At 63.4% G+C, this 22,342-nt stretch carries 20 protein-coding genes, 2 tRNA genes and 1 pseudogene; 20 read left to right on the top strand and 3 right to left on the bottom strand.

Annotation, left to right across the window (positions count from 1 at the left end; genetic code table 11):
- Complete coding sequence (gene queG, locus GJV18_RS16585; RefSeq protein WP_160347604.1) at positions 1 to 1,071, bottom strand: tRNA epoxyqueuosine(34) reductase QueG; 1,071 nt, start codon at positions 1,069 to 1,071, stop codon at positions 1 to 3.
- Between the two features lie 60 nt (positions 1,072 to 1,131).
- Between queG and GJV18_RS16580 the strand changes: the two genes are divergently transcribed.
- The 14 genes and pseudogenes from GJV18_RS16580 (at position 1,132) to GJV18_RS18970 (ending at position 16,158) form a co-directional block, all read left to right on the top strand.
- A complete protein-coding gene (locus tag GJV18_RS16580) occupies positions 1,132 to 2,625 on the top strand; it encodes an NAD(P)H-hydrate dehydratase (RefSeq protein ID WP_160347603.1) in 1,494 nt (497 codons plus the stop codon).
- Positions 2,618 to 3,085, top strand: coding sequence for a tRNA (adenosine(37)-N6)-threonylcarbamoyltransferase complex ATPase subunit type 1 TsaE (gene tsaE / locus GJV18_RS16575; RefSeq protein WP_160347602.1), 468 nt, complete (start codon positions 2,618 to 2,620; stop codon positions 3,083 to 3,085). Before GJV18_RS16580 ends, tsaE begins: the two co-directional genes overlap by 8 nt.
- Before the next feature lie 22 nt (positions 3,086 to 3,107).
- Positions 3,108 to 4,526, top strand: a complete 1,419-nt coding sequence (locus tag GJV18_RS16570; protein WP_160347601.1) for an N-acetylmuramoyl-L-alanine amidase — start codon at positions 3,108 to 3,110, stop codon at positions 4,524 to 4,526.
- A complete protein-coding gene (mutL, locus tag GJV18_RS16565; protein ID WP_160347600.1) occupies positions 4,523 to 6,400 on the top strand; it encodes a DNA mismatch repair endonuclease MutL in 1,878 nt (625 codons plus the stop codon). Before GJV18_RS16570 ends, mutL begins: the two co-directional genes overlap by 4 nt.
- Before the next feature lie 33 nt (positions 6,401 to 6,433).
- On the top strand, positions 6,434 to 7,375 hold the full coding sequence (gene miaA / locus GJV18_RS16560) for a tRNA (adenosine(37)-N6)-dimethylallyltransferase MiaA (protein ID WP_218572160.1): 942 nt from the start codon (positions 6,434 to 6,436) through the stop codon (positions 7,373 to 7,375).
- Positions 7,376 to 7,478: 103 nt separating this feature from the next.
- Positions 7,479 to 7,739, top strand: a complete 261-nt coding sequence (gene hfq / locus GJV18_RS16555; RefSeq protein WP_160347598.1) for an RNA chaperone Hfq — start codon at positions 7,479 to 7,481, stop codon at positions 7,737 to 7,739.
- A gap of 14 nt (positions 7,740 to 7,753) precedes the next feature.
- Positions 7,754 to 9,055, top strand: coding sequence for a ribosome rescue GTPase HflX (hflX, locus tag GJV18_RS16550; protein ID WP_160347597.1), 1,302 nt, complete (start codon positions 7,754 to 7,756; stop codon positions 9,053 to 9,055).
- A gap of 96 nt (positions 9,056 to 9,151) precedes the next feature.
- Positions 9,152 to 10,306 (top strand): FtsH protease activity modulator HflK, encoded by a 1,155-nt coding sequence (gene hflK, locus GJV18_RS16545; protein ID WP_160347596.1) that lies wholly within the window; start codon positions 9,152 to 9,154, stop codon positions 10,304 to 10,306.
- Positions 10,306 to 11,175, top strand: coding sequence for a protease modulator HflC (hflC, locus tag GJV18_RS16540; protein ID WP_160347595.1), 870 nt, complete (start codon positions 10,306 to 10,308; stop codon positions 11,173 to 11,175). Before hflK ends, hflC begins: the two co-directional genes overlap by 1 nt.
- A 141-nt stretch (positions 11,176 to 11,316) precedes the next feature.
- Positions 11,317 to 11,502 carry a DUF2065 domain-containing protein gene (locus tag GJV18_RS16535; RefSeq protein WP_160347594.1) on the top strand — a complete coding sequence of 62 codons (186 nt, stop codon included), beginning with the start codon at positions 11,317 to 11,319 and terminating at the stop codon, positions 11,500 to 11,502.
- Between the two features lie 37 nt (positions 11,503 to 11,539).
- On the top strand, positions 11,540 to 12,727 hold the full coding sequence (locus tag GJV18_RS16530; RefSeq protein WP_160347593.1) for an ATP phosphoribosyltransferase regulatory subunit: 1,188 nt from the start codon (positions 11,540 to 11,542) through the stop codon (positions 12,725 to 12,727).
- A 62-nt stretch (positions 12,728 to 12,789) separates the two neighbouring features.
- Positions 12,790 to 14,085 (top strand): adenylosuccinate synthase, encoded by a 1,296-nt coding sequence (locus GJV18_RS16525; RefSeq protein ID WP_160347592.1) that lies wholly within the window; start codon positions 12,790 to 12,792, stop codon positions 14,083 to 14,085.
- Between the two features lie 30 nt (positions 14,086 to 14,115).
- Positions 14,116 to 15,300, top strand: a pseudogene (locus GJV18_RS18975) (HAMP domain-containing protein); the annotation flags it as partial.
- Entirely contained in the window at positions 15,274 to 16,158 is an 885-nt protein-coding gene (locus GJV18_RS18970) for a methyl-accepting chemotaxis protein (RefSeq protein WP_407692371.1), read from the top strand. The pseudogene GJV18_RS18975 and the gene GJV18_RS18970, both read left to right, overlap by 27 nt.
- A 108-nt stretch (positions 16,159 to 16,266) precedes the next feature.
- On the opposite strand, the gene GJV18_RS16515 is transcribed toward GJV18_RS18970, so the two are convergent.
- Together GJV18_RS16515 and GJV18_RS16510 are read right to left on the bottom strand one after the other, a co-directional pair.
- Positions 16,267 to 16,353, bottom strand: a tRNA-Leu gene (locus tag GJV18_RS16515).
- A gap of 85 nt (positions 16,354 to 16,438) precedes the next feature.
- A tRNA-Leu gene (locus tag GJV18_RS16510) sits at positions 16,439 to 16,525 on the bottom strand.
- Between the two features lie 206 nt (positions 16,526 to 16,731).
- Between GJV18_RS16510 and rnr the strand changes: the two genes are divergently transcribed.
- The 6 genes from rnr (at position 16,732) to rplI (ending at position 22,325) form a co-directional block, all read left to right on the top strand.
- Positions 16,732 to 19,263 carry a ribonuclease R gene (gene rnr, locus GJV18_RS16505; RefSeq protein ID WP_160347590.1) on the top strand — a complete coding sequence of 844 codons (2,532 nt, stop codon included), beginning with the start codon at positions 16,732 to 16,734 and terminating at the stop codon, positions 19,261 to 19,263.
- Positions 19,260 to 20,012 carry a 23S rRNA (guanosine(2251)-2'-O)-methyltransferase RlmB gene (gene rlmB / locus GJV18_RS16500; RefSeq protein ID WP_160347589.1) on the top strand — a complete coding sequence of 251 codons (753 nt, stop codon included), beginning with the start codon at positions 19,260 to 19,262 and terminating at the stop codon, positions 20,010 to 20,012. Before rnr ends, rlmB begins: the two co-directional genes overlap by 4 nt.
- A gap of 234 nt (positions 20,013 to 20,246) precedes the next feature.
- Positions 20,247 to 20,669 carry a 30S ribosomal protein S6 gene (gene rpsF, locus GJV18_RS16495; RefSeq protein WP_160347588.1) on the top strand — a complete coding sequence of 141 codons (423 nt, stop codon included), beginning with the start codon at positions 20,247 to 20,249 and terminating at the stop codon, positions 20,667 to 20,669.
- Positions 20,670 to 20,697: 28 nt separating this feature from the next.
- A complete protein-coding gene (gene rpsR / locus GJV18_RS16490; RefSeq protein ID WP_003246847.1) occupies positions 20,698 to 20,928 on the top strand; it encodes a 30S ribosomal protein S18 in 231 nt (76 codons plus the stop codon).
- A 35-nt stretch (positions 20,929 to 20,963) separates the two neighbouring features.
- On the top strand, positions 20,964 to 21,857 hold the full coding sequence (locus tag GJV18_RS16485) for a YybS family protein (protein WP_160347587.1): 894 nt from the start codon (positions 20,964 to 20,966) through the stop codon (positions 21,855 to 21,857).
- A gap of 21 nt (positions 21,858 to 21,878) precedes the next feature.
- Entirely contained in the window at positions 21,879 to 22,325 is a 447-nt protein-coding gene (rplI, locus tag GJV18_RS16480; protein ID WP_160347586.1) for a 50S ribosomal protein L9, read from the top strand.
- The last annotated feature ends 17 nt before the right edge of the window (positions 22,326 to 22,342 follow it).

Raw genomic sequence — 22,342 nt, 5'->3', positions numbered from 1 at the left:
TTAGGCGCCGCGCCGGCGATGCTGGTCGAGGGCCCAGGCCACATGCTCGCGCACCAGCTCGGAGGGGTGTTCCCGGCGCGCCGCCAGGGCCTCCAGCACCGGGATGGTCGAGGGCGCATTGCCTAGGCCCACGGCCAGGTTGCGCAGCCAGCGCTCGTAGCCGGCGCGGCGCAGCGGCGAGCCCTCGGTGCGGCTGAGAAATTCCTCTTCTGTCCACAGGAACAGGCTGGCCAGTTCGGCGTTGTCCAGCCCGTGGCGCGGCTGGAAGTCGGCCTGGGCGCTGGGCTTGGCGAAGCGGTTCCAAGGGCAGACGATCTGGCAGTCGTCGCAACCGAACACCCGGTTACCGATGGGGGCGCGCAGATCAAGGGGGATCGAGCCCTTGAACTCAATGGTCAGGTAGGAGATACAGCGCCGCGCATCCAGCACATAGGGGCCGACAAAGGCGGCGGTGGGGCAGATGTCCATGCAGGCGCTGCAGCGCCCGCAGTGTTCGCTGGCGTGGGGCGGATCCACCGGCAGGGGCAGGTCGACAAACAGCTCGCCGAGAAAGAAGTAGCTGCCGGCCTTGCGGTTGAGCACCAGGGTGTTCTTGCCAATCCAGCCGAGGCCAGCCTGCTCGGCGATGGCTTTTTCCAGCACCGGGGCGCTGTCGACAAAGGCGCGGTAGCCGAAGGGGCCGATCTGCCCGCTGATACGTTCGGCCAGCTGCTGCAGGCGTTTGCGGATCAGCTTGTGGTAATCGCGGCCCAGGGCATAGCGCGACACATAGGCCTTTTCCGGCTGGCTCAGGCGCTGGGCCATCTGGGTGTCGCCGGGCAGGTAGTCCATGCGCAGCGAGACCACCCGCAGGGTGCCAGGTACCAGTTCGTCCGGGTGGGAGCGTTTGTTGCCATGGGCGGCCATATAGTCCATCTCGCCCTGGTAGCCGGCCTCCAGCCAGCGCTGCAGGTGCGCTTCGTGTTCGCCCAGCCGCACATCGGCAATTCCGACTTGCTGAAAGCCCAGCTCGCGGCCCCAGTCCTTGATTGACTGGGCGAGGGCGGCAAGATCGAGCGCGGTACTGTTCATATGAAGGCGGGTAACCGGAGCGGAGGTGGGTATAATTCTGCCAGACATCGGAGTCGACGCATGCCGCAATCGCCAGACAATCTGCCCACCGCCCTGTACAGTGCCGCCCAGGTACGCGAACTGGATGCCCGCCTGATCGCCGCCGGCACCCCGGGCTTCGAGCTGATGAGCCGCGCCGCCCATGCCATCTGGCGCGCCCTGCGCCGCCGCTGGCCGGCTGCCGGAGCGCTGACGGTACTGGCCGGGCGCGGCAATAACGCCGGTGATGGTTATCTGGTGGCGGCGCTGGCCCAGCGCGCCGGTTGGCAGGTTCAGGTGCTCGCGGTGGGGGAGTCCGCGCAGTTGCAGGGCGATGCCGCCCTGGCGCGGGACGAGGCCCTGGCCTGTGGCGTGCCGGTGCAACCTTGGAGCGAATGCTCCGTGTTGCAGGGCGTAGTGCTCGATGCCTTGCTTGGCACCGGCCTGCAGGGCGCAGTGCGTGAGCCCTATGCCCAGGCCATCCGCCTGCTCAATGCCAGCGGCTTACCCGTCCTGGCGGTTGATATCCCCTCCGGGCTCTGTGCCGATACTGGCCAGGTGCTCGGCGTGGCGGTGCGGGTACAACTGACGGTGACCCTGATCGGCCTCAAGCTGGGCCTGTTTACCGGCGCGGCACCGGATTGGGTAGGCGAGTTGCAGTTCGACGACCTGCGGGCCGACCCCGATCTGCTGGCGCTGCAGGCCTGCGTCGCCCAGCGTCTGGCCGGCGCCACTGTACCCAGGCTGCCGACGCGGCCTGCGACGGTACACAAGGGCCAGCTTGGCCATGTGCTGGTGGTGGCCGGTGATCGCGGCTTTGCCGGTGCCGGCCTGCTGGCCGCTGGAAGTGCCCTGCGCGGTGGCGCCGGGTTGGTCAGCCTGGCCACCCGCGCCGAGCATCTGTCGGCGGCCCAGGCTCGCCTGCCGGAGGTAATGGCTGCCGGGGTGGCCTCGGCCAATCAGCTGCGGGCTCTGGGTCAGGGCGCCAGCGTCTGGGTGGTCGGCCCAGGGCTGGGTCAGCAGGCCTGGGGCCGTAGTCTGTTGTCCGCTGCCGCGCTGGTTCAGGTGCCCCAGGTGTGGGATGCCGATGCCCTGAATCTGCTGGCCGAGGGCGCCGTGACCTTGCCGGCTGGAACGCTGATTACGCCCCATCCTGGTGAGGCGGCGCGCCTGCTGGGTTGTACGGCGGCCCAGGTGCAGACTGATCGCCCGGCTGCGGCGCGAGCCCTGGCCCAGCGCTATCAGGCCGTCTGCGTGTTGAAAGGCGCCGGCACCCTGGTGGCCGAACCGGGCGGCGCGCTGCTGCTCTGTGACCGTGGTCATCCGGCCATGGCCGGCGCCGGCCTGGGGGATGTGCTGGCGGGCTTGATTGGTGCGCTGCTGGCCCAGGGCCTGCCGGCTCTGGACGCTGCCAGCCAGGGGGTTTACCTGCATGCCCTGGCCGGTGAGCGACTGGCCGCGCAGCAGGGCAGCATTGCTGCGGGTGATCTGTGCGGGGTTATTGGACAATTGCTTGGGGAGTACACAGGTGTCTGAGGTGCAACTTTTCGCCGCCGATGAGGCAGCCATGCTGGAGCTGGGGGCGCGTATTGCCCAGGCGACGGGCGGCGTGGGGGTGATCTACCTGCATGGCGACCTGGGCGCCGGCAAGACCACCCTGTCGCGCGGCATTATTCGCGGGCTGGGCCATGCCGGGGCGGTTAAAAGTCCGACCTTTACCCTGGTCGAACCTTACGAGTTGGGTGAGGTGAGCGCCTTCCACTTCGATCTGTACCGCCTGGTCGATCCTGAGGAGCTGGAGTTTCTCGGCATTCGCGATTATTTCCAGGGCGATGCCCTGTGCCTGGTAGAGTGGCCCGAACGCGGCGCCGGCGTTTTGCCAAAGGCCGACCTGGACATTACCATAAGCCCGCAAATGGCCGGCCGGTCGCTGCGCCTGCAGGCGCACAGCGAGCGCGGCCATGCCTGGTGCGCCACTCTGGCGGCCAGCGCATGATCAAGACACTACGGGGTTGGCTATGCGCCTGAGCGCACCTTTGATCGCGATTGCCCTGCTGGCGGCCAGTTTTGCCGCTGAAGTCCTGGCGACCGCGGATGTGCGCGGAGTGCGTCTGTGGCGCGCCCCAGACAATACCCGCCTGGTCTTCGACCTGTCTGGCCCGGTGCAACACAGTGTGTTCACCCTGACCGCGCCGGATCGTATCGTGATCGACGTCAATGGCGCCAAACTGTCTACCTCCCTCGATCAGCTGGCGCTGAGCAATACCCCTATCACCGCCATGCGTTCGGCCCAGCGCAGCGAGCAGGAACTGCGCGTGGTGATCGATCTGTCGGCCGCAGTCAGCCCGAAGAGCTTTACCCTGGCGCCCAATCAGCAGTACGGCCACCGCCTGGTGGTGGATCTGTTCGATCAGGCGCCGGGTGCGACCCCGCCTGCTGTTGCTGGCAATGTGGTCGCGGCCCCCCAGGTGCCGGTGACCCCGACCCAGGCCCCGCCCAAACTGACCCCGGTACCCAATGGCAAGCGCGCTATCGTCATCGCCATCGATGCCGGTCACGGTGGCGAAGACCCAGGCGCGCTGTCGCCGGTCAAGGGCCAGTACGAGAAGCACGTGACCCTGTCGATCTCCAAGGAATTGCAGCGCCAGATCAATGCCGAGAAGGGCTTTCGCGCCGAACTGGTGCGTACCGGCGATTACTTTATTCCGCTGCGCAAGCGTACCGAGATTGCCCGCAAGAAGGGCGCCGACCTGTTCGTCTCCATCCATGCCGATGCCGCGCCGCGGGCCGCCGCCTTTGGCGCTTCGGTCTACGCCCTGTCCGATCGTGGCGCCACCTCGGAAACCGCGCGCTGGTTGGCCGATGCGGAAAACCAGTCGGACCTGATCGGCGGCGCCGGCAATGTCAGCCTGGACGACAAGGACAAGATGCTCGCTGGCGTGCTGCTGGATCTGTCCATGACCGCTTCGCTGTCATCCAGCCTGAACGTCGGCAACAAGGTGCTGAGCAATATGGGGCGGGTCACGCCACTGCATAAGCGGCGGGTCGAGCAGGCGGGCTTTATGGTGCTCAAATCCCCGGATATTCCGTCGATTCTGGTGGAAACCGGGTTTATCTCCAACCCCGGGGAAGCGCGCAAGCTGGCCACTGCCAGTCATCAGCAGGCTCTGGCGCGCTCCATTCACAGCGGTATCCGCCAGTTTTTCCATGAAAACCCGCCGCCGGGCACCTATGTGGCCTGGTTGCGCGATAACGGCAAGATCGCCCTGAGCCCGCGCGAGCATGTGGTCAGTGCCGGGGAAAGCCTGGCGCTGATTGCCCAGCGCTATCAGATCAGCCTGGCAGCCTTGCGCAGTGCCAATACCCTGAAAAGTGATGTGATCAAGGTCGGCCAGAAGCTGCAGATCCCCGCCACCGCCCTGGCGGCCCAGCCATGAATCAGCCCAGTCGTATCCAGCTGCTCAGCCCGCGGCTGGCCAACCAGATTGCCGCCGGAGAAGTGGTCGAGCGGCCTGCTTCGGTGATCAAGGAGCTGCTGGAAAACAGCCTGGACTCTGGCGCCAGCCGTATCGAAGTGGAAGTCGAGCAGGGCGGTATCAAGCTGCTCAAGGTGCGCGACAATGGCGGTGGTATCTCCGCCGACGACCTGCCCCTGGCCCTGGCCCGCCATGCCACCAGCAAGATCCGCGAGCTGGAAGACTTGGAGCAGGTGATGAGCCTGGGCTTTCGTGGCGAGGCCCTGGCCTCCATCAGCTCGGTGGCGCGTCTGACCCTGACCTCGCGCACCGCCGAGGCCGAGCAGGCCTGGCAGGTGGAAACCGAAGGCCGCGACATGCAGCCGCGGGTGCAGCCGGCGGCGCATCCGGTGGGCACTTCGGTGGAGGTGCGCGACCTGTTTTTCAATACGCCGGCGCGACGCAAGTTTCTCAAGACCGAGAAAACCGAATTCGATCACCTGCAGGAAGTGATCAAACGCCTGGCTCTGGCCCGTTTCGACGTGGCCTTCCATCTGCGCCATAACGGCAAGACCGTGCTGGGTCTGCATGAGGCCCCCGATGAGCTGAGTCGCGCGCGGCGCGTGGCGGCGGTTTGTGGCCCGGCCTTTCTGGAGCAGGCCCTGCCCATCGATATCGAGCGCAACGGCCTTCATCTATGGGGCTGGGTCGGCTTGCCGACCTTCTCGCGCAGCCAGGCCGACTTGCAGTATTTCTATGTGAATGGGCGCATGGTGCGCGACAAGCTGGTGGCTCACGCGGTGCGCCAGGCCTATCGCGATGTGCTGTTCAACGGTCGTCATCCGACCTTTGTGTTGTTTCTGGAGATCGATCCGGCGGTAGTTGACGTCAACGTCCACCCGACCAAGCATGAAGTGCGTTTCCGTGACGGGCGCATGGTGCATGACTTTCTCTACGGCACCCTGCATCGCGCCCTGGGCGAGGTGCGCCCGGAAGATCAGCTGGCGACGCCCGCGGCTGCGGTTGAAATAGTCCGTCCAACCGGTCAGGCCGCTGGCGAGTTTGGCCCCCAGGGCGAGATCGGCCTGGCCGCCAGCCTGCTGCAGCCGGCGCCGAGCTCGTCGGTCTGGCATGCGCCGGGCGCCGGCTATCAGGCGCCACGTCCCGAGCCGAGCCTGCCGGCAGCAGAGGCGGCCGGCGCCTACCGTGAGTATTTTGCCCCGCTGCCGGCGGCTGTGGCACCCGCCGGACTGCCGGAAACCCAGGGCGATATCCCGCCCCTGGGCTATGCCATTGCCCAGCTCAAGGGCGTCTATATCCTCGCCGAGAATGCCCAGGGCATGGTGGTGGTGGACATGCATGCGGCCCATGAGCGCATTACCTACGAACGCCTGAAAGTCGCCATGGCCAGCGAAGGCTTGCGCGGTCAGCCGCTGCTGGTGCCGGAGTCCATCGCCGTGAGCCAGCGCGAAGCGGATTGCGCTGAGGAGCACGCCGAGTGGTTTCAGCGCCTGGGCTTCGAGCTGCAGCGCCTGGGCGAGGAAAGTCTTGCCATCCGTCAGATCCCGGCCCTGCTCAAGCAGGCCGAGGCCACCCGCCTGGTGCAGGATGTGCTGGCCGATCTGCTGGAGTACGGCACCACCGACCGCATCCAGGCTCATCTCAACGAACTGCTCGGCACCATGGCCTGTCACGGCGCGGTGCGCGCCAATCGGCGCCTGACCCTGCCGGAAATGAACGCCCTGCTGCGCGATATGGAGCAGACCGAGCGCAGCGGCCAGTGCAACCATGGCCGTCCGACTTGGACCCAGCTGGGCATGGACGATCTGGACAAGCTGTTCTTGCGGGGTCGCTGAGTGGCCAGTCCGCTACCACCGGCCATCTTTCTGATGGGGCCTACCGCCGCCGGCAAGACCGATCTGGCCCTGGAGTTGGCTCGCGTTCTGCCCTGTGAGCTGATCAGTGTCGACTCGGCGCTGATCTACCGTGGCATGGATATCGGCACGGCCAAGCCGGACAAGGCCACCCTGGCCGAATTTCCCCATGCCCTGATCGACATTTGCGATCCGGCCGAAAGCTATTCGGCTGCGCAGTTTCGCCAGGATGCCCTGGCGGCCATGGCCGAGGCCACGGCCCGCGGCCGGATTCCGCTGCTGGTGGGCGGTACCATGTTGTATTACAAGGCGTTGCTGGAAGGCCTGGCGGCCATGCCCAGTGCCGATGCCCAGGTGCGTGCCGAACTGGAGGCCCGGGCCCAGGCCGAAGGCTGGCAGGCGCTGCATGACGAATTGCGCTGCGTCGATCCTGAGTCCGCCGCGCGGATTCACCCCAACGACCCGCAGAGGCTGATCCGCGCTCTGGAGGTCTATCGGGTCAGTGGCCTGAGCATGACGGCGCACCGTCAGCGCCAGCAGGCAGAAAATACTGTGGCCGGCGCAGCGGCGGGTGGGCAGTTCCCCTATACTGTGGCGCAATTGGCCGTAGCGCCGGCAGATCGCAGCCTGCTTCATGAGCGAATTGCCCTGCGCTTTCAGCTAATGTTGGAACAGGGCTTTATTGACGAGGTCGAAGCCCTGCGTCAGCGAAGTGACTTGCATCCGGGGTTGCCGTCTATACGAGCTGTGGGTTATCGCCAGGTGTGGGATTACCTGGAGGGCAACCTGAGCAAGGCGCAGATGCAGGAGCGCGGCATTATCGCCACCCGGCAGCTGGCCAAGCGGCAATTTACCTGGTTGCGCGGCTGGCAGGATGTGCAGTGGCTGGACAGTCTGGCCTGTGACAATCTGCCGCGCGCCTTGAAATGCCTGGCAGCGGTCTCCATATTGACCTGAGACCTTGCCGCTGACCGTCTATCCTTGGGGTGGGGCGGTCTTTAGCCGTTTACTGGTTTTACTAAAAATTATTGAAAAATTGATCCTTAAAGGAGTGCGGCACATGTCAAAAGGGCATTCGCTACAAGACCCTTACCTGAATACCCTGCGTAAGGAACGCGTCCCGGTTTCCATCTATCTGGTCAACGGCATCAAGCTGCAGGGCCAGATCGAGTCATTCGACCAGTTCGTGATTTTGCTGAAGAACACTGTCAGCCAGATGGTCTACAAACACGCGATTTCCACCGTGGTGCCGAGCCGTCCGGTGCGTCTGCCGAGCGCCAGCGAAGGCGAGCAGGCTGAAGCCGAGCCCGGTAACGCCTGATCTAGGAGGCTGCATTGTTCTTCGAGCGCCATGAAGGTGGGGAGCGGGCCGTCCTCGTGCATCTGGAGGGTCAGGACTCGGAGGCGCGCGAAGATCCGCAGGAGTTTCAGGAGCTGGCGCTGTCGGCCGGCGCTGAAACTGTGGCCTTTTTTAGCGTGCCGAGCAATCGGCTGACTGCCAAGTACCTGATTGGCAGTGGCAAGGTTGAGGAGTTGCGTGACCAGGTCAAGGCCAGCGAGGCCGACCTGGTGATCTTCAACCATGTCCTGACCCCCAGTCAGGAGCGCAATCTTGAGCGGGTGTTTGAGTGTCGGGTGCTTGATCGCACTGGTCTGATCCTCGATATTTTCGCCCAGCGCGCCCGTACCCATGAAGGCAAACTGCAGGTCGAGCTGGCTCAGCTCGATCATATGAGCACGCGCCTGGTGCGGGGCTGGACCCACTTGGAGCGGCAGAAGGGCGGTATCGGTCTGCGTGGCCCGGGGGAAACCCAGCTGGAAACCGACCGTCGTCTGTTGCGCGTGCGCATTCGCCAGATCAAGCAGAAGCTGGAGAAGGTGCGCAGTCAGCGCGAGCAGGCCCGGCGCGGGCGCAAGCGTGCCGATATCCCCTCGGTGTCCCTGGTCGGCTACACCAACGCCGGCAAGTCCACGCTGTTTAATGCCCTGACCACCTCCGAGGTGTATGCCGCCGATCAGTTGTTCGCCACGCTTGATCCGACCCTGCGCCGGCTTGAGCTGGATGACCTGGGGCCGATCGTGCTGGCCGATACCGTGGGCTTTATCCGCCATCTGCCGCACAAGCTGGTGGAGGCTTTTCGCGCCACCCTGGAAGAGTCGAGCAATTCCGATTTGTTGCTGCACGTGATCGACGCCCACGAACCGGAGCGCGATCAGCAGATCGAGCAGGTGCTGGCGGTGTTGGGCGAGATTGGTGCCCATGAGCTGCCGATTCTTGAGGTCTACAACAAGCTCGACCTGCTTGAAGGAGTGGAACCGCAGATTCAGCGCGATGCCGATGGCAAGCCGCAGCGGGTCTGGCTGTCGGCCCGTGATGGGCGTGGCCTGTCGCTATTGCGCCAGGCCATTGCCGAGTTGCTGGGTGATGACCTGTTTGTTGGCACCCTGCAGCTGCCCCAGTCCCTCGGGCGTCTGCGCGCGCAGTTTTTTGGGCTCGGGGCGGTGCAGAGCGAAGGCCATGCCGAGGATGGCAGCAGCCTGTTGACGGTGCGGCTGCCCTGGGTCGAGTTGAATCGTCTGGTCAGTCGCGAAGGGCTGCAACCAGCTGAGTTTATTGAGCAACACACTTTGCAATAAAGCCTGCGGCAGTGGCTTTGCCGCTGCGGGCATGCATTCTGTAGCATTGGCGGATGCGCCGTGGGCGCGTCTTGGCTTTATCAGATGGAGAGCGCTATGGCTTGGAATGAGCCGGGTGGCAACTCGAACAATCAGGATCCTTGGGGCGGCCGCAAAGGCGGTGGCCGGCAGGGGCCGCCTGATCTCGACGAGGCCTTCCGCAAACTGCAGGAGAGCCTTAACGGGCTGTTCGGTGGCGGTAACAAACGTGGCGGCGATAACGGTGTCCGCAGTGGCGGCGGTTTCGGCCTGTTGTTCGTCGGTCTTGGCCTGCTGGCTGTGATCTGGCTGTACAGCGCCATCTATGTGGTTGATGAGCAGGAGCAGGCTGTGGTGCTGCGCTTCGGCAAGTACTACGAAACAGTCGGTCCAGGCCTGAATATCTATTTCCCGCCGATTGACCGCAAGTTCCAGGAAAACGTCACCCGTGAGCGTGCCTACAGCAAGCAGGGGCAGATGTTGACCGAGGATGAGAACATCATCGAAGTGCCGCTGACCGTGCAGTACAAGATCAGCAATCTTCAGGACTTCGTGCTCAACGTCGATCAGCCGGAGATGAGCCTGCAGCACGCCACCGACAGCGCTGTGCGCCACGTGGTCGGCTCCACGGAAATGGATCAGGTGCTGACCGAGGGTCGTGAGCTGATGGCCAGCGAGGTGCGTGAGCGCCTGCAGCGTTTCCTCGACACCTATCGTACCGGGATCAATGTCACTCAGGTGAACATCCAGAGTGCGGCGGCTCCCCGTGAAGTGCAGGAAGCTTTCGATGACGTGATCCGCGCCCGTGAAGACGAGCAGCGTGAGAAAAACCAGGCGGAAACCTATGCCAATGGCGTGGTGCCGGAAGCCCGCGGTCAGGCCCAGCGCCTGATCGAGGATGCCAACGGTTACCGTGACGAAGTCGTCTCCCGCGCCCAGGGTGAGGCCGATCGCTTTACCGCCTTGGTGGCCGAGTATCGCAAGGCGCCGGAAGTGACTCGCGAGCGCCTGTATCTGGACACCATGCAGGAGCTGATGAGCAACACCAGCAAGGTGCTGGTCACCGGCGACAAGGGCCAGAACAACCTGCTCTACCTGCCCCTGGACAAGATGATCGATGGTCGCAGCACGTCGGTGCCCAGTTCTATTTCGGGCAGCGCCAGCAGCGATATGGGCACTCGGATAAACAACGATCCACGTCAGGTTGAACTGCGTACAAGGGAGAGCCGCTGATGAGCAATAAATCACTGGTCGCCCTGATTGTTGGCGTGGTTGTCGCGCTGATTGCCTGGAACAGCTTCTATATCGTGTCGCAAACCGAGCGGGCGGTATTGCTGCAGTTCGGTCGTATCGTGCAGCCGGATGTGCAGCCTGGTCTGCATGTGAAGATTCCTTACGTCAACCAGGTGCGCAAGTTCGATGCCCGCTTGCTGACGCTGGATTCCACCAGTTCGCGTTTCCTGACCCTGGAAAAGAAAGCGCTGATGGTCGATGCCTACGCCAAGTGGCGGGTGCTGGATGCCGAGCGTTACTACACCGCGACCTCCGGTATGAAGCAGATCGCCGACGAGCGTCTGGCTCGCCGTCTGGAAGCCTCCCTGCGTGACCAGTTCGGTAAGCGCACCCTGCATGAGTCGGTTTCCGGTGAGCGTGATGCGCTGATGGCCGATGTGACTGCCGTGCTCAACCGGGCAGCGCAGCGTGAACTGGGTATCGAAGTGGTGGATGTGCGGGTCAAGGCCATCGACCTGCCGCGCGAAGTCAACCGCAGCGTGTTCGATCGCATGAGTTCCGAACGTGAGCGTGAGGCCCGTGAGCATCGCGCCAAGGGCAAGGAGCTGGCCGAAGGTATTCGCGCCGACGCCGACCGTCAGCGCCGGGTGCTGCTGGCCGAGGCCTATCGCCAGGCTGAAGAGCTGCGTGGTGAAGGCGATGCCCAGGCTGCTGCGATCTATGCCAAGGCTTATGGCATGGATCAGGAGTTCTACTCCTTCTATCGCAGCCTGCGCGCTTATCGCGAAAGCTTCGCCGACAAGCGTGACGTACTGGTGCTGGATCCGAGTAGCGACTTCTTCCGCTATCTGGAGCAGTCCAAGCCCTAAAGGCGGCTGCAAGCCGCAAGCGACAAGCCGCAAGTTGAAGCCAGGTGCTCACTTGTCGCTTGAAGCTTGTGGCTTGAAGCTTTCAGCGTGGTATCATGCGGCAGCCGGGAAAATCCCGGCTTTTTTGCGTCTGTGGCAATCATGTGGCAGGAACTGGGCATCGCATTGTGTTTAGTGCTGGTGCTGGAAGGCATCCTGCCCTTTCTTTGCCCGCGCCAATGGCGTGAGGCGCTCATACAGTTGACGCAGTTGTCCGATCGGCAGCTGCGTCTGATGGGGCTGGCCAGCATGCTGCTGGGTACAGCCGTCCTATATTGGCTTCACTGAAGGCTTGTGCCGCCCGGTTCAAGAGGGGAATGGCGAAATGGCAACGGTAGACCGCTGGCTCCTGCCAGATGGCATCGAAGAAGTACTGCCGCCCTATGCGGCGCGTATCGAAGTGGCGCGTCGCCAGGTGCTGGATCTGTTTCAGCGCTGGGGCTATGAATTCGTGGTAACGCCGCATATCGAGTATCTGGAGTCGCTGCTCACCGGCGCTGGCCAGGACCTCGACCTGCGCACCTTCAAGGTCACCGACCCGCTGTCCGGCCGGCAGATGGGCTTTCGTGCCGATATCACCCCGCAGGTGGCGCGTATCGATGCCCATACCCTGCGCCGTGAAGGTCCGAGCCGCCTGTGTTACGCCGGCAGCGTGGTGCACGCCCAGCCGCGCGCCCTGACCACCTCGCGCAGTCCGATCCAGCTGGGTGCCGAGCTGTATGGTGATGCCAGTCCGGCCAGCGATGTGGAAGTGATCAGCCTGCTGGTCAGCACCCTGGAGCTGGCGGCAGTGCCGGATGTGCATATGGATCTGGGTCACGTCGGTATCTACCGCGGCCTGGCTCGCGCCGCCAAGTTGTCCGGCGAGGCCGAGCAGCAGCTGTTCGACGCCCTGCAGCGTAAGGCCATGGATGAAGTGGCCGAGTTGACCGCCGAGCTTCCCGAGGCGCTGGGCAAGATGCTGCGCGCCCTGAGTGAGCTGTGCGGTGGTCGCGAAGTGCTGGATCTGGCCCAGGCGGCCTTGGTCGAGGCGCCGGATGAGGTGCATGCCGCGCTGGACGAGCTGATGTCCATCGCCGATGCCCTGAGTCTGCGCTACCCGGAGTTGCCGTTGTATTTCGATCTGGGCGAGCTGCGCGGTTATCACTACCACACAGGCGTGGTCTTTGCGGCCTTTGTGCCGGGTCTTGGCTATGCCATCGCCCAGGGTGGGCGCTATGACGATATCGGCGCCGATTTTGGCCGTGCGCGGCCGGCCACCGGTTTTTCCACCGACCTGAAAACCCTGGTCAGTCTCGGGCAGATGCAGTTGGATGAAGAACTGGGCGGCATCTGGGCGCCGGACAACCATGATGTTTTCCTGTGGCAGACGATTCAGCGCTTGCGCCAGGACGGTCAGCGCGTGGTTCAGGCCCTGCCTGGGCAGAGCCTGAGCGAAGCCGCAGCGGCGGGCTGCGATCGTCAGCTGTTGCTGGTTGACGGTCGTTGGCAGCTGGCGCCGCTGGCGGGCTGAACGGTCGGATAAAAGTTTCCGCCGGCAGCGCCGGCATCAAGTTTGCGAAGAGGGTATGTGTTATGGGTAAGAATGTCGTAGTCCTGGGCACCCAGTGGGGCGATGAGGGCAAGGGCAAGATCGTCGACCTGCTGACCGAACAGGCGGCCGCGGTCGTCCGCTATCAAGGTGGCCATAACGCCGGTCATACCCTGGTGATCGATGGCGAAAAAACCGTGCTGCACCTGATTCCGTCCGGCATCCTGCGCGAGAACGTACAGTGCCTGATCGGCAACGGCGTGGTGGTCGCGCCTGATGCGCTGATGCGCGAGATCATCAAGCTGGAAGAGAAGGGGGTGCCGGTGCGCGAGCGTCTGCGCATCAGCCCGTCCTGCCCGCTGATCCTGTCCTACCATGTGGCGCTGGATCAGGCTCGCGAAAAAGCGCGCGGCGATGCCAAGATCGGCACCACCGGTCGCGGCATCGGTCCGGCCTATGAGGACAAGGTGGCCCGTCGCGGCCTGCGTATCGGTGACCTGTTCCACCGCGAGCGCTTTGCTGCCAAGCTCGGTGAGTTGCTGGATTACCACAACTTCCAGTTGGTCAATTATTACAAAGAGCCGGCCATCGACTTCCAGAAGACCCTGGACGAGTGCATGGAATACGCCGAGCTGCTCAAGCCGATGATGGCCGATGTCACCGCCGTGCTGCACGAGATGCGCCGCGAATCCAAGGACATCATGTTCGAGGGTGCCCAGGGCTCGCTGCTGGATATCGACCACGGTACCTACCCCTATGTGACCAGCTCCAACACCACGGCCGGCGGTATCGCCACCGGTTCCGGTTTCGGTCCCATGTACCTGGATTACATCCTCGGTATCACCAAGGCCTACACCACCCGGGTCGGTTCCGGGCCGTTCCCCACCGAACTGTTCGATGAAACCGGTGCCTTCCTGGCCAAGCGTGGCCACGAATTCGGCTCCACCACCGGGCGCGCCCGTCGTTGCGGCTGGTTCGATGCGGTGATTCTGCGTCGCGCCATCGAGATCAACAGCATCTCCGGCCTGTGCCTGACCAAGCTGGACGTACTCGACGGCCTCGACACCATCCGCATCTGCGTCGGCTACAAGGATGCCAATGGTCAGGTGCTGGTGGACGCGCCCACCGATGCCGACAGCTACCTGGGCCTGCAGCCGGTCTACGAAGAAATGCCGGGCTGGAGTGAGTCGACCCTGGGTGCCAAGAGCCTGGATGAGCTGCCGGCGGCGGCTCGCGCCTATATCCTGCGGGTGCAGGAGCTGGTCGGGGCGCCCATCGATATCATCTCCACCGGTCCGGATCGCAACGAGACCATCGTGCTGCGTCATCCGTTTGCCTGATAGTCGGCAGCAATACGCAAGGGGTCGCCAATGGGCGGCCCCTTGTCGTTTTGGGTGGCTAGAATTATTACAGCTTTGCCTGTCGCGGCCGATGCAAGGGGCGTGAGGTGTTCAGTCTGCCAAGAGCCTGTTCAGAGGAGTACGGTCTTGTTTTCTTTACTGCATAGTCGCCTGTTGCGTCCGGTTTTTATCGCGTTGGGGATCGCCATGCTGGTGCAGGTGCTGCTGGCGGTATGGCTGACCCGGAGTACGGTGGATGATCTGGTCGAGGATCTGGCGAGCAGCCTGCAAGGCGACAGTCAGCGCCTGGGGGGAGAGCTGGAATCTGCCGAGCGCGAGGTCGAGCAAGGCCTGGCAGCCTTGTCGGCCAGCACCCAGGCGCGCTTGAGTGCGGCCCTGTCCGAGCGCCTGCAGGCCGAGCAGGGCCAGGTGCGGGTGGTGCTGGAAAAGAGCCTGAAAGAATCCGGCGAAGCGTTGGGGCAGTTGCTGGCTGGTGTTGCGCCGAAGGCCATCTGGGATGGTGATGTGCCGGCGCTGACCGCATTCGCCCGTATCGCCCAGCGCGACCCGGCGGTGCTCTTTGCCATCTATTACGACGCCGAGGGGCAGCGCCTGACCCGTCATTACAACCGCAGCGATGCCAGGATTCGTGAGCTGGTCGCCCAGGGGCAGGGCAAGACGCCTTTGGACCGGCTGGTTGAGGCGGCCTCTCGTGACCCGCAGATTCAAGTGCTGGATACGCCGATCAGCCCTATGGGCTCGCAGATCGGCAAGGTTCAGCTTGGCTTGTCCAAGGCGGCCATGGAAAAGGAGTTGCAGGCCCTCGATCAGCGCTTTATCGGCCTGGTCGGCGATGCCGGGGAGTTGGTGGATGAGAGTCTGTCCGGCGCGGCACGCGATAGTACCCAGGCCCTGCAGCGGCGTCTGAGCCAGGCCCAGGAGGCCGCTCAGGGTATGGCCGATAGCAGCCTGGCGACCGTGGATGGTGCGGCGCAGGCCCTGCGCTGGCGTATTGCCCTGGGCTTGCTGGTGGTCGGCGTGCTGACCCTGCTTGTGGTGGCGCTGGTGCTCGGCTGGCGGGTGCTCAGCCGCCTGCAGCTGCTGATTGCCGCGTTGCGCGATCTGGCCGCGGGTGAGGGGGATCTGACCCGGCGGGTGCAGCTGGACAGTCGCGATGAGGTCGGCGATATGGCGGCGGCAGTCAATCAGTTCCTGGCCAAGTTGCAGCCCATTGTCCGTGAGGCGGGCGAGGTCGCCTCTTTGACCGGGCAGGAGATCGGCAGCCTGGCGGCGCGCAGTGCGGCGGCGGAGGCGGCGGCCGAGCGTCAGCGCGATGAGGTGGCGGCGAGTCTGCACGCGCTGGCCGATATGTCCGACCAGGCCCAGGCGGAAAGTCAGGCCATGCAGGAAGCGCTGCAGCGGGTGGCGGCCATCCGCCAGGCGGCCGACGACAATGCGGCCATCGCTGGCCGTGTCGGGCGGGCCATCGAGGAGCTGGTGCAGCGGGTGGAGTCTGGTTCGGCGGTGATCGAGCGGCTGGCCAAGCAGAGTGAGCAGATTGAAGTGGTGCTGACGGTAATTCGTTCTATTGCCGAACAGACCAACCTGCTGGCGCTGAACGCCGCCATCGAGGCCGCACGGGCCGGTGAAAGCGGGCGCGGTTTTGCCGTGGTGGCGGACGAGGTGCGGGCTCTGGCCAGCAAGACCCAGCAGTCCACTGGCGATATTCAGGAGCACATCGGTGCCTTGCAGCGCGGGGCACGGGAAGCGGTCGAGGCCATTGGTCAGGCGGGCAAGCAGGCCGATCAGGGGCTGGCTGCATTGCATGAGAGTGCGCGGGTGCAGGAGTCGGTGCGCGAGTCGGTGGAAGAGGTGCATGGCGCCATCAATGCTGCCACCGCTGCGGCGACCCATCAGGCAGAGGGCGCCGGCGCGGTGCGTGGGCGGGTCGAGATCATCCATCAGGAGGCGCAGCAGGCGGCTGAGGCGGCTGCGGCTACGGCGCAGAGCGGGCGTGTGCTGGATGGTCTGGCCGCGCGCCTGCGGGCCAGTCTTGGACAGTTCAAGGTGTAGGGTGCGCTGTGCGCACCGCGCAGCGTTGTGGTTCTGGCGCTGCGCATGCAGCGCCTGTCTTTTTGGCAGGCAATAAAAAACCGAGCACTTGGCTCGGTTTTTTTAATTTGGTGCCCAGGAGAAGACTCGAACTTCCACGATCTTGCGATCACTGATACCTGAAACCAGCGCGTCTACCAATTCCGCCACCTGGGCATTGCAAGCAGGCTTCGTCGTTGCCGACACGGAGCGTTGCATCCGTTTATTGCAGGAATCCAGTCATTGACTCGATTCTTGAATTTGGTGCCCAGGAGAAGACTCGAACTTCCACGACCTTGCGGTCACTGATACCTGAAACCAGCGCGTCTACCAATTCCGCCACCTGGGCACTGAAACCATGATTGCTCATCAGTTTCGTGTTACAACGTCTGTTCGACGCTGTGGGCGCGAACTATACGGGCGACCTTTTGCCTTGTAAAGCCCTGACGTTGAAAAAAATATTGTGCTGGGAAAAGCTGACCGAGACGCCTTTTTCGCGCTTCAATAGGCATATGACTCACACATATATACATACGCAAAGGTAGCTCTTACTCAATGGCCGATTGGCAATCCCTCGATCCCGAGGCCGCACGTGAAGCGGAAAAATACGAAAACCCCATTCCCAGTCGCGAGCTGATTCTCCAGCACCTGGATGAGCGTGGCTCTCCGGCGGCGCGTGAGGAGTTGGCCGACGAATTCGGTCTGACCAGCGATGATCAGCTCGAAGCCCTGCGCCGTCGCCTGCGTGCCATGGAGCGCGACGGTCAGCTGATCTATACCCGGCGTGGCACCTATGCCCCGGTTGACAAGCTGGACCTGATCCTCGGCCGCATCAGCGGTCACCGTGACGGCTTCGGCTTCCTGATCCCTGATGATGGCAGCGACGACCTGTTCCTCAGCCCGGCCCAGATGCGTCTGGTCTTCGACGGCGACCGCGCCCTGGCCCGGGTCACCGGTCTGGATCGCCGGGGCCGTCGCGAAGGTGCGGTGGTCGAGGTGATTTCCCGTGCCCACGAATCCATCGTCGGTCGCTATTACGAAGAGAGCGGCATCGGTTTCGTGGTGGCCGACAACCCCAAGATCCAGCAGGAAGTGCTGGTCACCCCGGGGCGCAACGCCGGGGCCAAGCAGGGCCAGTTCGTCGAGGTGAAGATCACCCACTGGCCGACGCCGCGTTTCCAGCCCCAGGGCGATGTGATCGAAGTGGTCGGCAACTACATGGCGCCGGGCATGGAGATCGACGTGGCGCTGCGCAGCTACGACATTCCCCATGTCTGGCCGGAGGCAGTGATCAAGGAGGCGCGCAAGCTCAAGCCGGAAGTGGAAGAAAAGGACAAGGAAAAGCGCATCGATCTGCGCCATCTGCCCTTCGTCACCATTGACGGTGAAGACGCCCGCGACTTCGACGATGCGGTCTATTGCGAGAAGAATGGCAGCAACTGGCGCCTGTTCTCCGGTGGCTGGAAGCTCTATGTGGCCATCGCCGACGTCTCTCACTATGTGAAAGTCGACTCGGCCCTGGACGCCGAAGCCCAGGTGCGCGGCAACTCGGTGTACTTCCCCGAGCGAGTGATCCCGATGCTGCCGGAGGAGTTGTCCAACGGCCTGTGTTCGCTCAACCCCCATGTCGATCGTCTGGCCATGGTCTGCGAGATCAGTATCTCCAAGACCGGCAAGATGGTGGATTACCAGTTCTACGAGGCGGTGATCCATTCCCATGCGCGCCTGACCTACAACAAGGTCAGTGCCATGCTGGAGCAGCCCAAGAGCAGCGAAGGCAAGGCCCTGCGCGGTGAGTACAAGGAGGTGCTGCCCCATCTCAAGCAGCTCTACTCGCTCTATCAGGTGCTGTTGGCCGCCCGCCATGAGCGCGGTGCGATTGACTTCGAGACCCAGGAAACCCGCATCATCTTCGGTGCCGGGCGCAAGATCGCGGAGATCCGTCCGACCCAGCGCAACGATGCGCACAAGCTGATCGAAGAGTGCATGCTGGCGGCCAACGTGGCCACCGCGGCCTTTATGCAGAAGCATGAGATCCCGGCGCTGTACCGCGTGCATGACGGCCCGCCGCTGGAGCGGGTGGAAAAGCTCAAGGCCTTCCTCACCGAGCTGGGCCTGTCCCTGCATCGCGGCAAGTCCAAGGACGGCCCGACCCCCAAGGATTATCAGCTGTTGCTGGAAAGCATCCGCGAGCGCCCGGATTACCACCTGATCCAGACCGTGATGCTGCGTTCGCTCAGTCAGGCGGTGTACAGCGCCGACAATCAGGGGCATTTCGGCCTGAACTACGAGGCTTACGCGCACTTCACCTCGCCGATTCGCCGTTACCCGGACCTGCTGATCCATCGTGCCATCCGCAGTGTGATTCGCTCCAAGCGGGAGACGCCGCACGTCAAACGTGCCGATGCGCCGAGTATGCCCAAGGCGCGTATCTACCCCTACGACGAGGCGGCCCTGGAGCAGCTGGGCGAGCAGTGTTCGATGTCCGAGCGCCGCGCCGATGAAGCCACTCGCGATGTGGTGAACTGGCTCAAGTGCGAGTTTATGAAGGATCGCGTCGGTGAGACTTTCCCCGGGGTGATTACCGCGGTGACCGGTTTCGGCCTGTTCGTCGAGCTCAAGGACATCTATGTCGAGGGCCTGGTGCATGTCACCGCGCTGCCGGGCGACTACTACCACTTTGATCCGGTGCACCATCGCCTGGCTGGCGAGCGCAGTGGCCGCAGCTTCCGCCTGGGTGACAGCGTCGAGGTCAAGGTCATGCGCGTCGATCTGGACGAGCGCAAGATCGACTTCGAACTGGCCGAAGGCAAGACGCAGGTCGCGGAAGGTGCGCGCCGGGGTGGCTTCGAGTCGGCCAAGGGCGGTCGGCGTGGCGAGCGCACGGCGGGCAATACCGATGTGGCGAAAAGCCGCGAGGTGAAAAAGGCCCTGCTGGCCGAGTCCAAGGGCAAGTCCGGCAAGGGTCGTGGCGGCAAGGCTGATGCAGCCAAGCCAGCTGGCAAGGCCGGCAAAGCCGAGGGTTCGCGTAAGGGCGGTGGATCGTCGGCGCCGAGTGGGGCGCGCAAGCGTAAGGCGAAGTCATGAGTCAGTTGGAAAAGATCTACGGCGTGCATGCCGTAGAGGCTCTGTTGCGTCACCATCCCAAGCGGGTCAAGCAGGTCTGGCTGGCTGAAGGGCGCAGTGATCCGCGCGTGCAGCCCTTGCTGGAGCTGGCCGAGCAGGCGCGGATCAAGGTCGGCCAGTGCGAGCGGCGCGAGATGGATGCCTGGGTCGAAGGCGTGCATCAGGGTGTGGTGGCAGATGTCAGTCCCAGCCAGGTCTGGGGCGAGGCCATGCTCGATGAGCTGCTTGACCGAGCAGAGGGCGTGCCGCTGCTGCTGGTGCTCGACGGCGTGACCGATCCGCACAACCTCGGCGCCTGCCTGCGTACCGCCGATGCCGCCGGCGCGCTGGCGGTGATCGTGCCCAAGGACAAGTCCGCCACCCTCAATGCCACGGTGCGCAAGGTGGCTTGCGGCGCCGCCGAGGTGATTCCATTGGTGGCGGTGACCAACCTGGCGCGCAGCCTGGAGAAGCTCCAGCAGCGCGGCCTGTGGGTGGTGGGCACAGCTGGCGAGGCCGAGCAGGAGCTGTATCAGCAGGATCTGACCGGGCCCACCGTGCTGATCATGGGGGCCGAGGGCAAGGGCATGCGCCGTTTGACCCGCGAGCACTGCGATTACCTGGTCAAGCTGCCCATGGCCGGCAGCGTCAGCAGCCTGAACGTCTCGGTGGCCACCGGGGTGTGCCTGTTCGAGGCGCTGCGCCAACGCAGCAGCAAGGCCAAGGCCTGATCTATGTAGGGTCGGCTTGCTGGCGGTCATCAAACAGATCGCCGACTGCTGGCCCTGCAGGCTGTTCAAATAATCACCAATTCACCTTGCTTGTGCCGGGGCGCTTCTCTAGAATGTCGCCCCTTGCCTTGGCGGCAGGCGCTTGCGCGCTCGTCATCGGGTAAGACAAACAAGTGAAATTCACTCCTTGCCTGACTGCATTTGGCGGCAGGCTACAACCCGTAAGGAGCATTTATGCGTCATTACGAAATCATCTTTCTGGTTCACCCGGACCAGAGCGAGCAAGTCGGCGGCATGGTTGAGCGTTACACCAAGCTGATCGAAGAAGACGGCGGCAAAGTTCATCGTCTGGAAGACTGGGGCCGTCGTCAGCTGGCTTACGCCATCAACAACGTCCACAAAGCCCACTACGTGATGCTCAACGTAGAGTGCACCGGCAAGGCCCTGGCCGAGCTGGAAGACAACTTCCGTTACAACGATGCCGTGATCCGTAACCTGGTCATCCGTCGCGACGAAGCCGTTACCGAACAGTCCGAAATGCTGAAGGCTGAGGAAAATCGTAGCGAGCGCCGCGAGCGTCGTGAGCGTCCTGAAAGCGCCGATTCCGCCGATGGCGATGACAGCGACAACAGCGACAGCGATAACGCTGACGAGTAATCCACGGATCTATTGAGGAGCCAATCCCATGGCACGTTTCTTCCGTCGTCGTAAATTCTGCCGTTTCACCGCTGAAGACGTGAAAGAGATCGATTTCAAAGATCTCAACACCCTGAAGGCCTACATCTCGGAAACCGGCAAGATCGTTCCTAGCCGTATCACCGGTACCAAGGCTCGTTATCAGCGTCAGCTGGCTACCGCTATCAAGCGCGCCCGCTTCCTGGCCCTGCTGCCCTACACCGACAGCCACGGCCGCTAAGACCGGATGTTCGACAAGAAGTAAGGGATAAACGCATGCGCGCCATCGCTGAATTCATCATGCGCGGTCGTGTGCAGGCCACCCTGGTGGTGGTCGGATCTGCGGCGTTGCCGCTGTTGTTCTGGTTGAGTGCTGCCGCAGGAAGCCTGGTGCTGCTGCGGCGCGGCCTGAGTGATGCCCTGGGCATCCTCGCCTGGGCCATGCTGCCGGCCATTGGCTGGTGGTATTTCGGCGAACCGCGCACCTTGCTGGTGTTGCTGGGCACGCTGGGGTTGGCGCTGCTGTTGCGCGCCAATCTGCCCTGGAGTCGTGTGCTGCTGTGCAGCGTGGCATTGGGCCTGGTGTACGGAGTTGTCTTGGGTGCGGTGTTCCGCGAGCCCATCGAGGCCATGGCGCTTGAGCTGCAGAAGCTGATGCCGCAAATGCTCGAAGGGGTCCACCAGCAGTTGTCGGTGGACGAGCGAGCGCGCCTGGATAGCCTGGTTGCACCGGTGCTGACCGGATTGATAGCGGCTCTGTTGCAGGTCGTCAGCCTGCTGTGCCTGATGCTGGGGCGTTACTGGCAGGCGTTGTTGTACAACCCGGGTGGTTTTGGTCGTGAATTTCACGCCCTGCGACTGCCCATCCCGCTGGCACTGCTGCTGTTTGCCGGCATGCTCTTGGGGCCCAATCTGGGTGCCCAGGCGGCCATGCTGGCACCGTTGTGCAGTGTGCCGCTGATGTTTGCAGGGGTAGCCCTGTTGCATGGGCTGGTGGCGCAGGGTGGGTTGGCCAAGTTCTGGCTGATCGGGATGTACGTGACGCTGTTGCTGTTTATGCAGCTGACTTATCCGTTACTGGTGGTTCTGGCCATTGTCGACAGTCTGTTTGATTTCCGTGGTCGCCTGGCACGCAAGCCGGGTTCGGGCTCCGCGGACGGTGAAGGTTAAAAGTTAAGAGGTTATTACCAAATGGAACTGATCCTGCTGGAAAAAATCGCCAACCTGGGCAACCTGGGCGATAAAGTGAATGTTAAGGCCGGTTACGGCCGTAACTTCCTGCTGCCGCAAGGCAAAGCCACTGCCGCTACCCCGGCCAACGTTGCGGCTTTCGAAGCCCGCCGCGCCGAGCTGGAAAAGCTGGCTGCCGAGAAGAAGGCTTACGCCGAATCCCGCGCTGCTCAGCTGGCTGAACTGGAAGTCACCATCACCGCTACCGCGGGCGATGAGGGCAAGCTGTTCGGCTCCATCGGCACTCACGACATCGCTGAAGCCCTGACTGCTTCCGGCGTTGAAGTGGCCAAGGCTGAAGTGCGTCTGCCTAACGGCACCATTCGTCAGATCGGCGAATACGACGTAGCCGTGCACCTGCACAGCGACGTTGAAGCAACCGTCAAGGTTGTTGTTGTAGCCGCCTAACGGGCTGCCAAACGGGC

Source organism: Pseudomonas xionganensis (assembly GCF_009763245.1).
Classification (GTDB): domain Bacteria; phylum Pseudomonadota; class Gammaproteobacteria; order Pseudomonadales; family Pseudomonadaceae; genus Aquipseudomonas; species Aquipseudomonas xionganensis.
The sequence above is the reverse complement of the archived record's forward strand: the minus strand, read 5'-3'. Positions and strand labels throughout refer to the sequence as shown.

Bases quoted from the DNA above. Each gene is read 5' to 3' on its own strand.
- queG (WP_160347604.1), bottom strand. From the start codon at position 1,071: ATGAACAGTACCGCGCTCGATCTTGCCGCCCTCGCCCAGTCAATCAAG.
- GJV18_RS16580 (WP_160347603.1), top strand. From the start codon at position 1,132: ATGCCGCAATCGCCAGACAATCTGCCCACCGCCCTGTACAGTGCCGCC.
- GJV18_RS16570 (WP_160347601.1), top strand. From the start codon at position 3,108: ATGCGCCTGAGCGCACCTTTGATCGCGATTGCCCTGCTGGCGGCCAGT.
- mutL (WP_160347600.1), top strand. From the start codon at position 4,523: ATGAATCAGCCCAGTCGTATCCAGCTGCTCAGCCCGCGGCTGGCCAAC.
- miaA (WP_218572160.1), top strand. From the start codon at position 6,434: ATGGGGCCTACCGCCGCCGGCAAGACCGATCTGGCCCTGGAGTTGGCT.
- hfq (WP_160347598.1), top strand. From the start codon at position 7,479: ATGTCAAAAGGGCATTCGCTACAAGACCCTTACCTGAATACCCTGCGT.
- hflK (WP_160347596.1), top strand. From the start codon at position 9,152: ATGGCTTGGAATGAGCCGGGTGGCAACTCGAACAATCAGGATCCTTGG.
- hflC (WP_160347595.1), top strand. From the start codon at position 10,306: ATGAGCAATAAATCACTGGTCGCCCTGATTGTTGGCGTGGTTGTCGCG.
- GJV18_RS16535 (WP_160347594.1), top strand. From the start codon at position 11,317: ATGTGGCAGGAACTGGGCATCGCATTGTGTTTAGTGCTGGTGCTGGAA.
- GJV18_RS16530 (WP_160347593.1), top strand. From the start codon at position 11,540: ATGGCAACGGTAGACCGCTGGCTCCTGCCAGATGGCATCGAAGAAGTA.
- GJV18_RS16525 (WP_160347592.1), top strand. From the start codon at position 12,790: ATGGGTAAGAATGTCGTAGTCCTGGGCACCCAGTGGGGCGATGAGGGC.
- GJV18_RS18970 (WP_407692371.1), top strand. From the start codon at position 15,274: ATGGCGGCGGCAGTCAATCAGTTCCTGGCCAAGTTGCAGCCCATTGTC.
- rnr (WP_160347590.1), top strand. From the start codon at position 16,732: ATGGCCGATTGGCAATCCCTCGATCCCGAGGCCGCACGTGAAGCGGAA.
- rlmB (WP_160347589.1), top strand. From the start codon at position 19,260: ATGAGTCAGTTGGAAAAGATCTACGGCGTGCATGCCGTAGAGGCTCTG.
- rpsF (WP_160347588.1), top strand. From the start codon at position 20,247: ATGCGTCATTACGAAATCATCTTTCTGGTTCACCCGGACCAGAGCGAG.
- rpsR (WP_003246847.1), top strand. From the start codon at position 20,698: ATGGCACGTTTCTTCCGTCGTCGTAAATTCTGCCGTTTCACCGCTGAA.
- GJV18_RS16485 (WP_160347587.1), top strand. From the start codon at position 20,964: ATGCGCGCCATCGCTGAATTCATCATGCGCGGTCGTGTGCAGGCCACC.
- rplI (WP_160347586.1), top strand. From the start codon at position 21,879: ATGGAACTGATCCTGCTGGAAAAAATCGCCAACCTGGGCAACCTGGGC.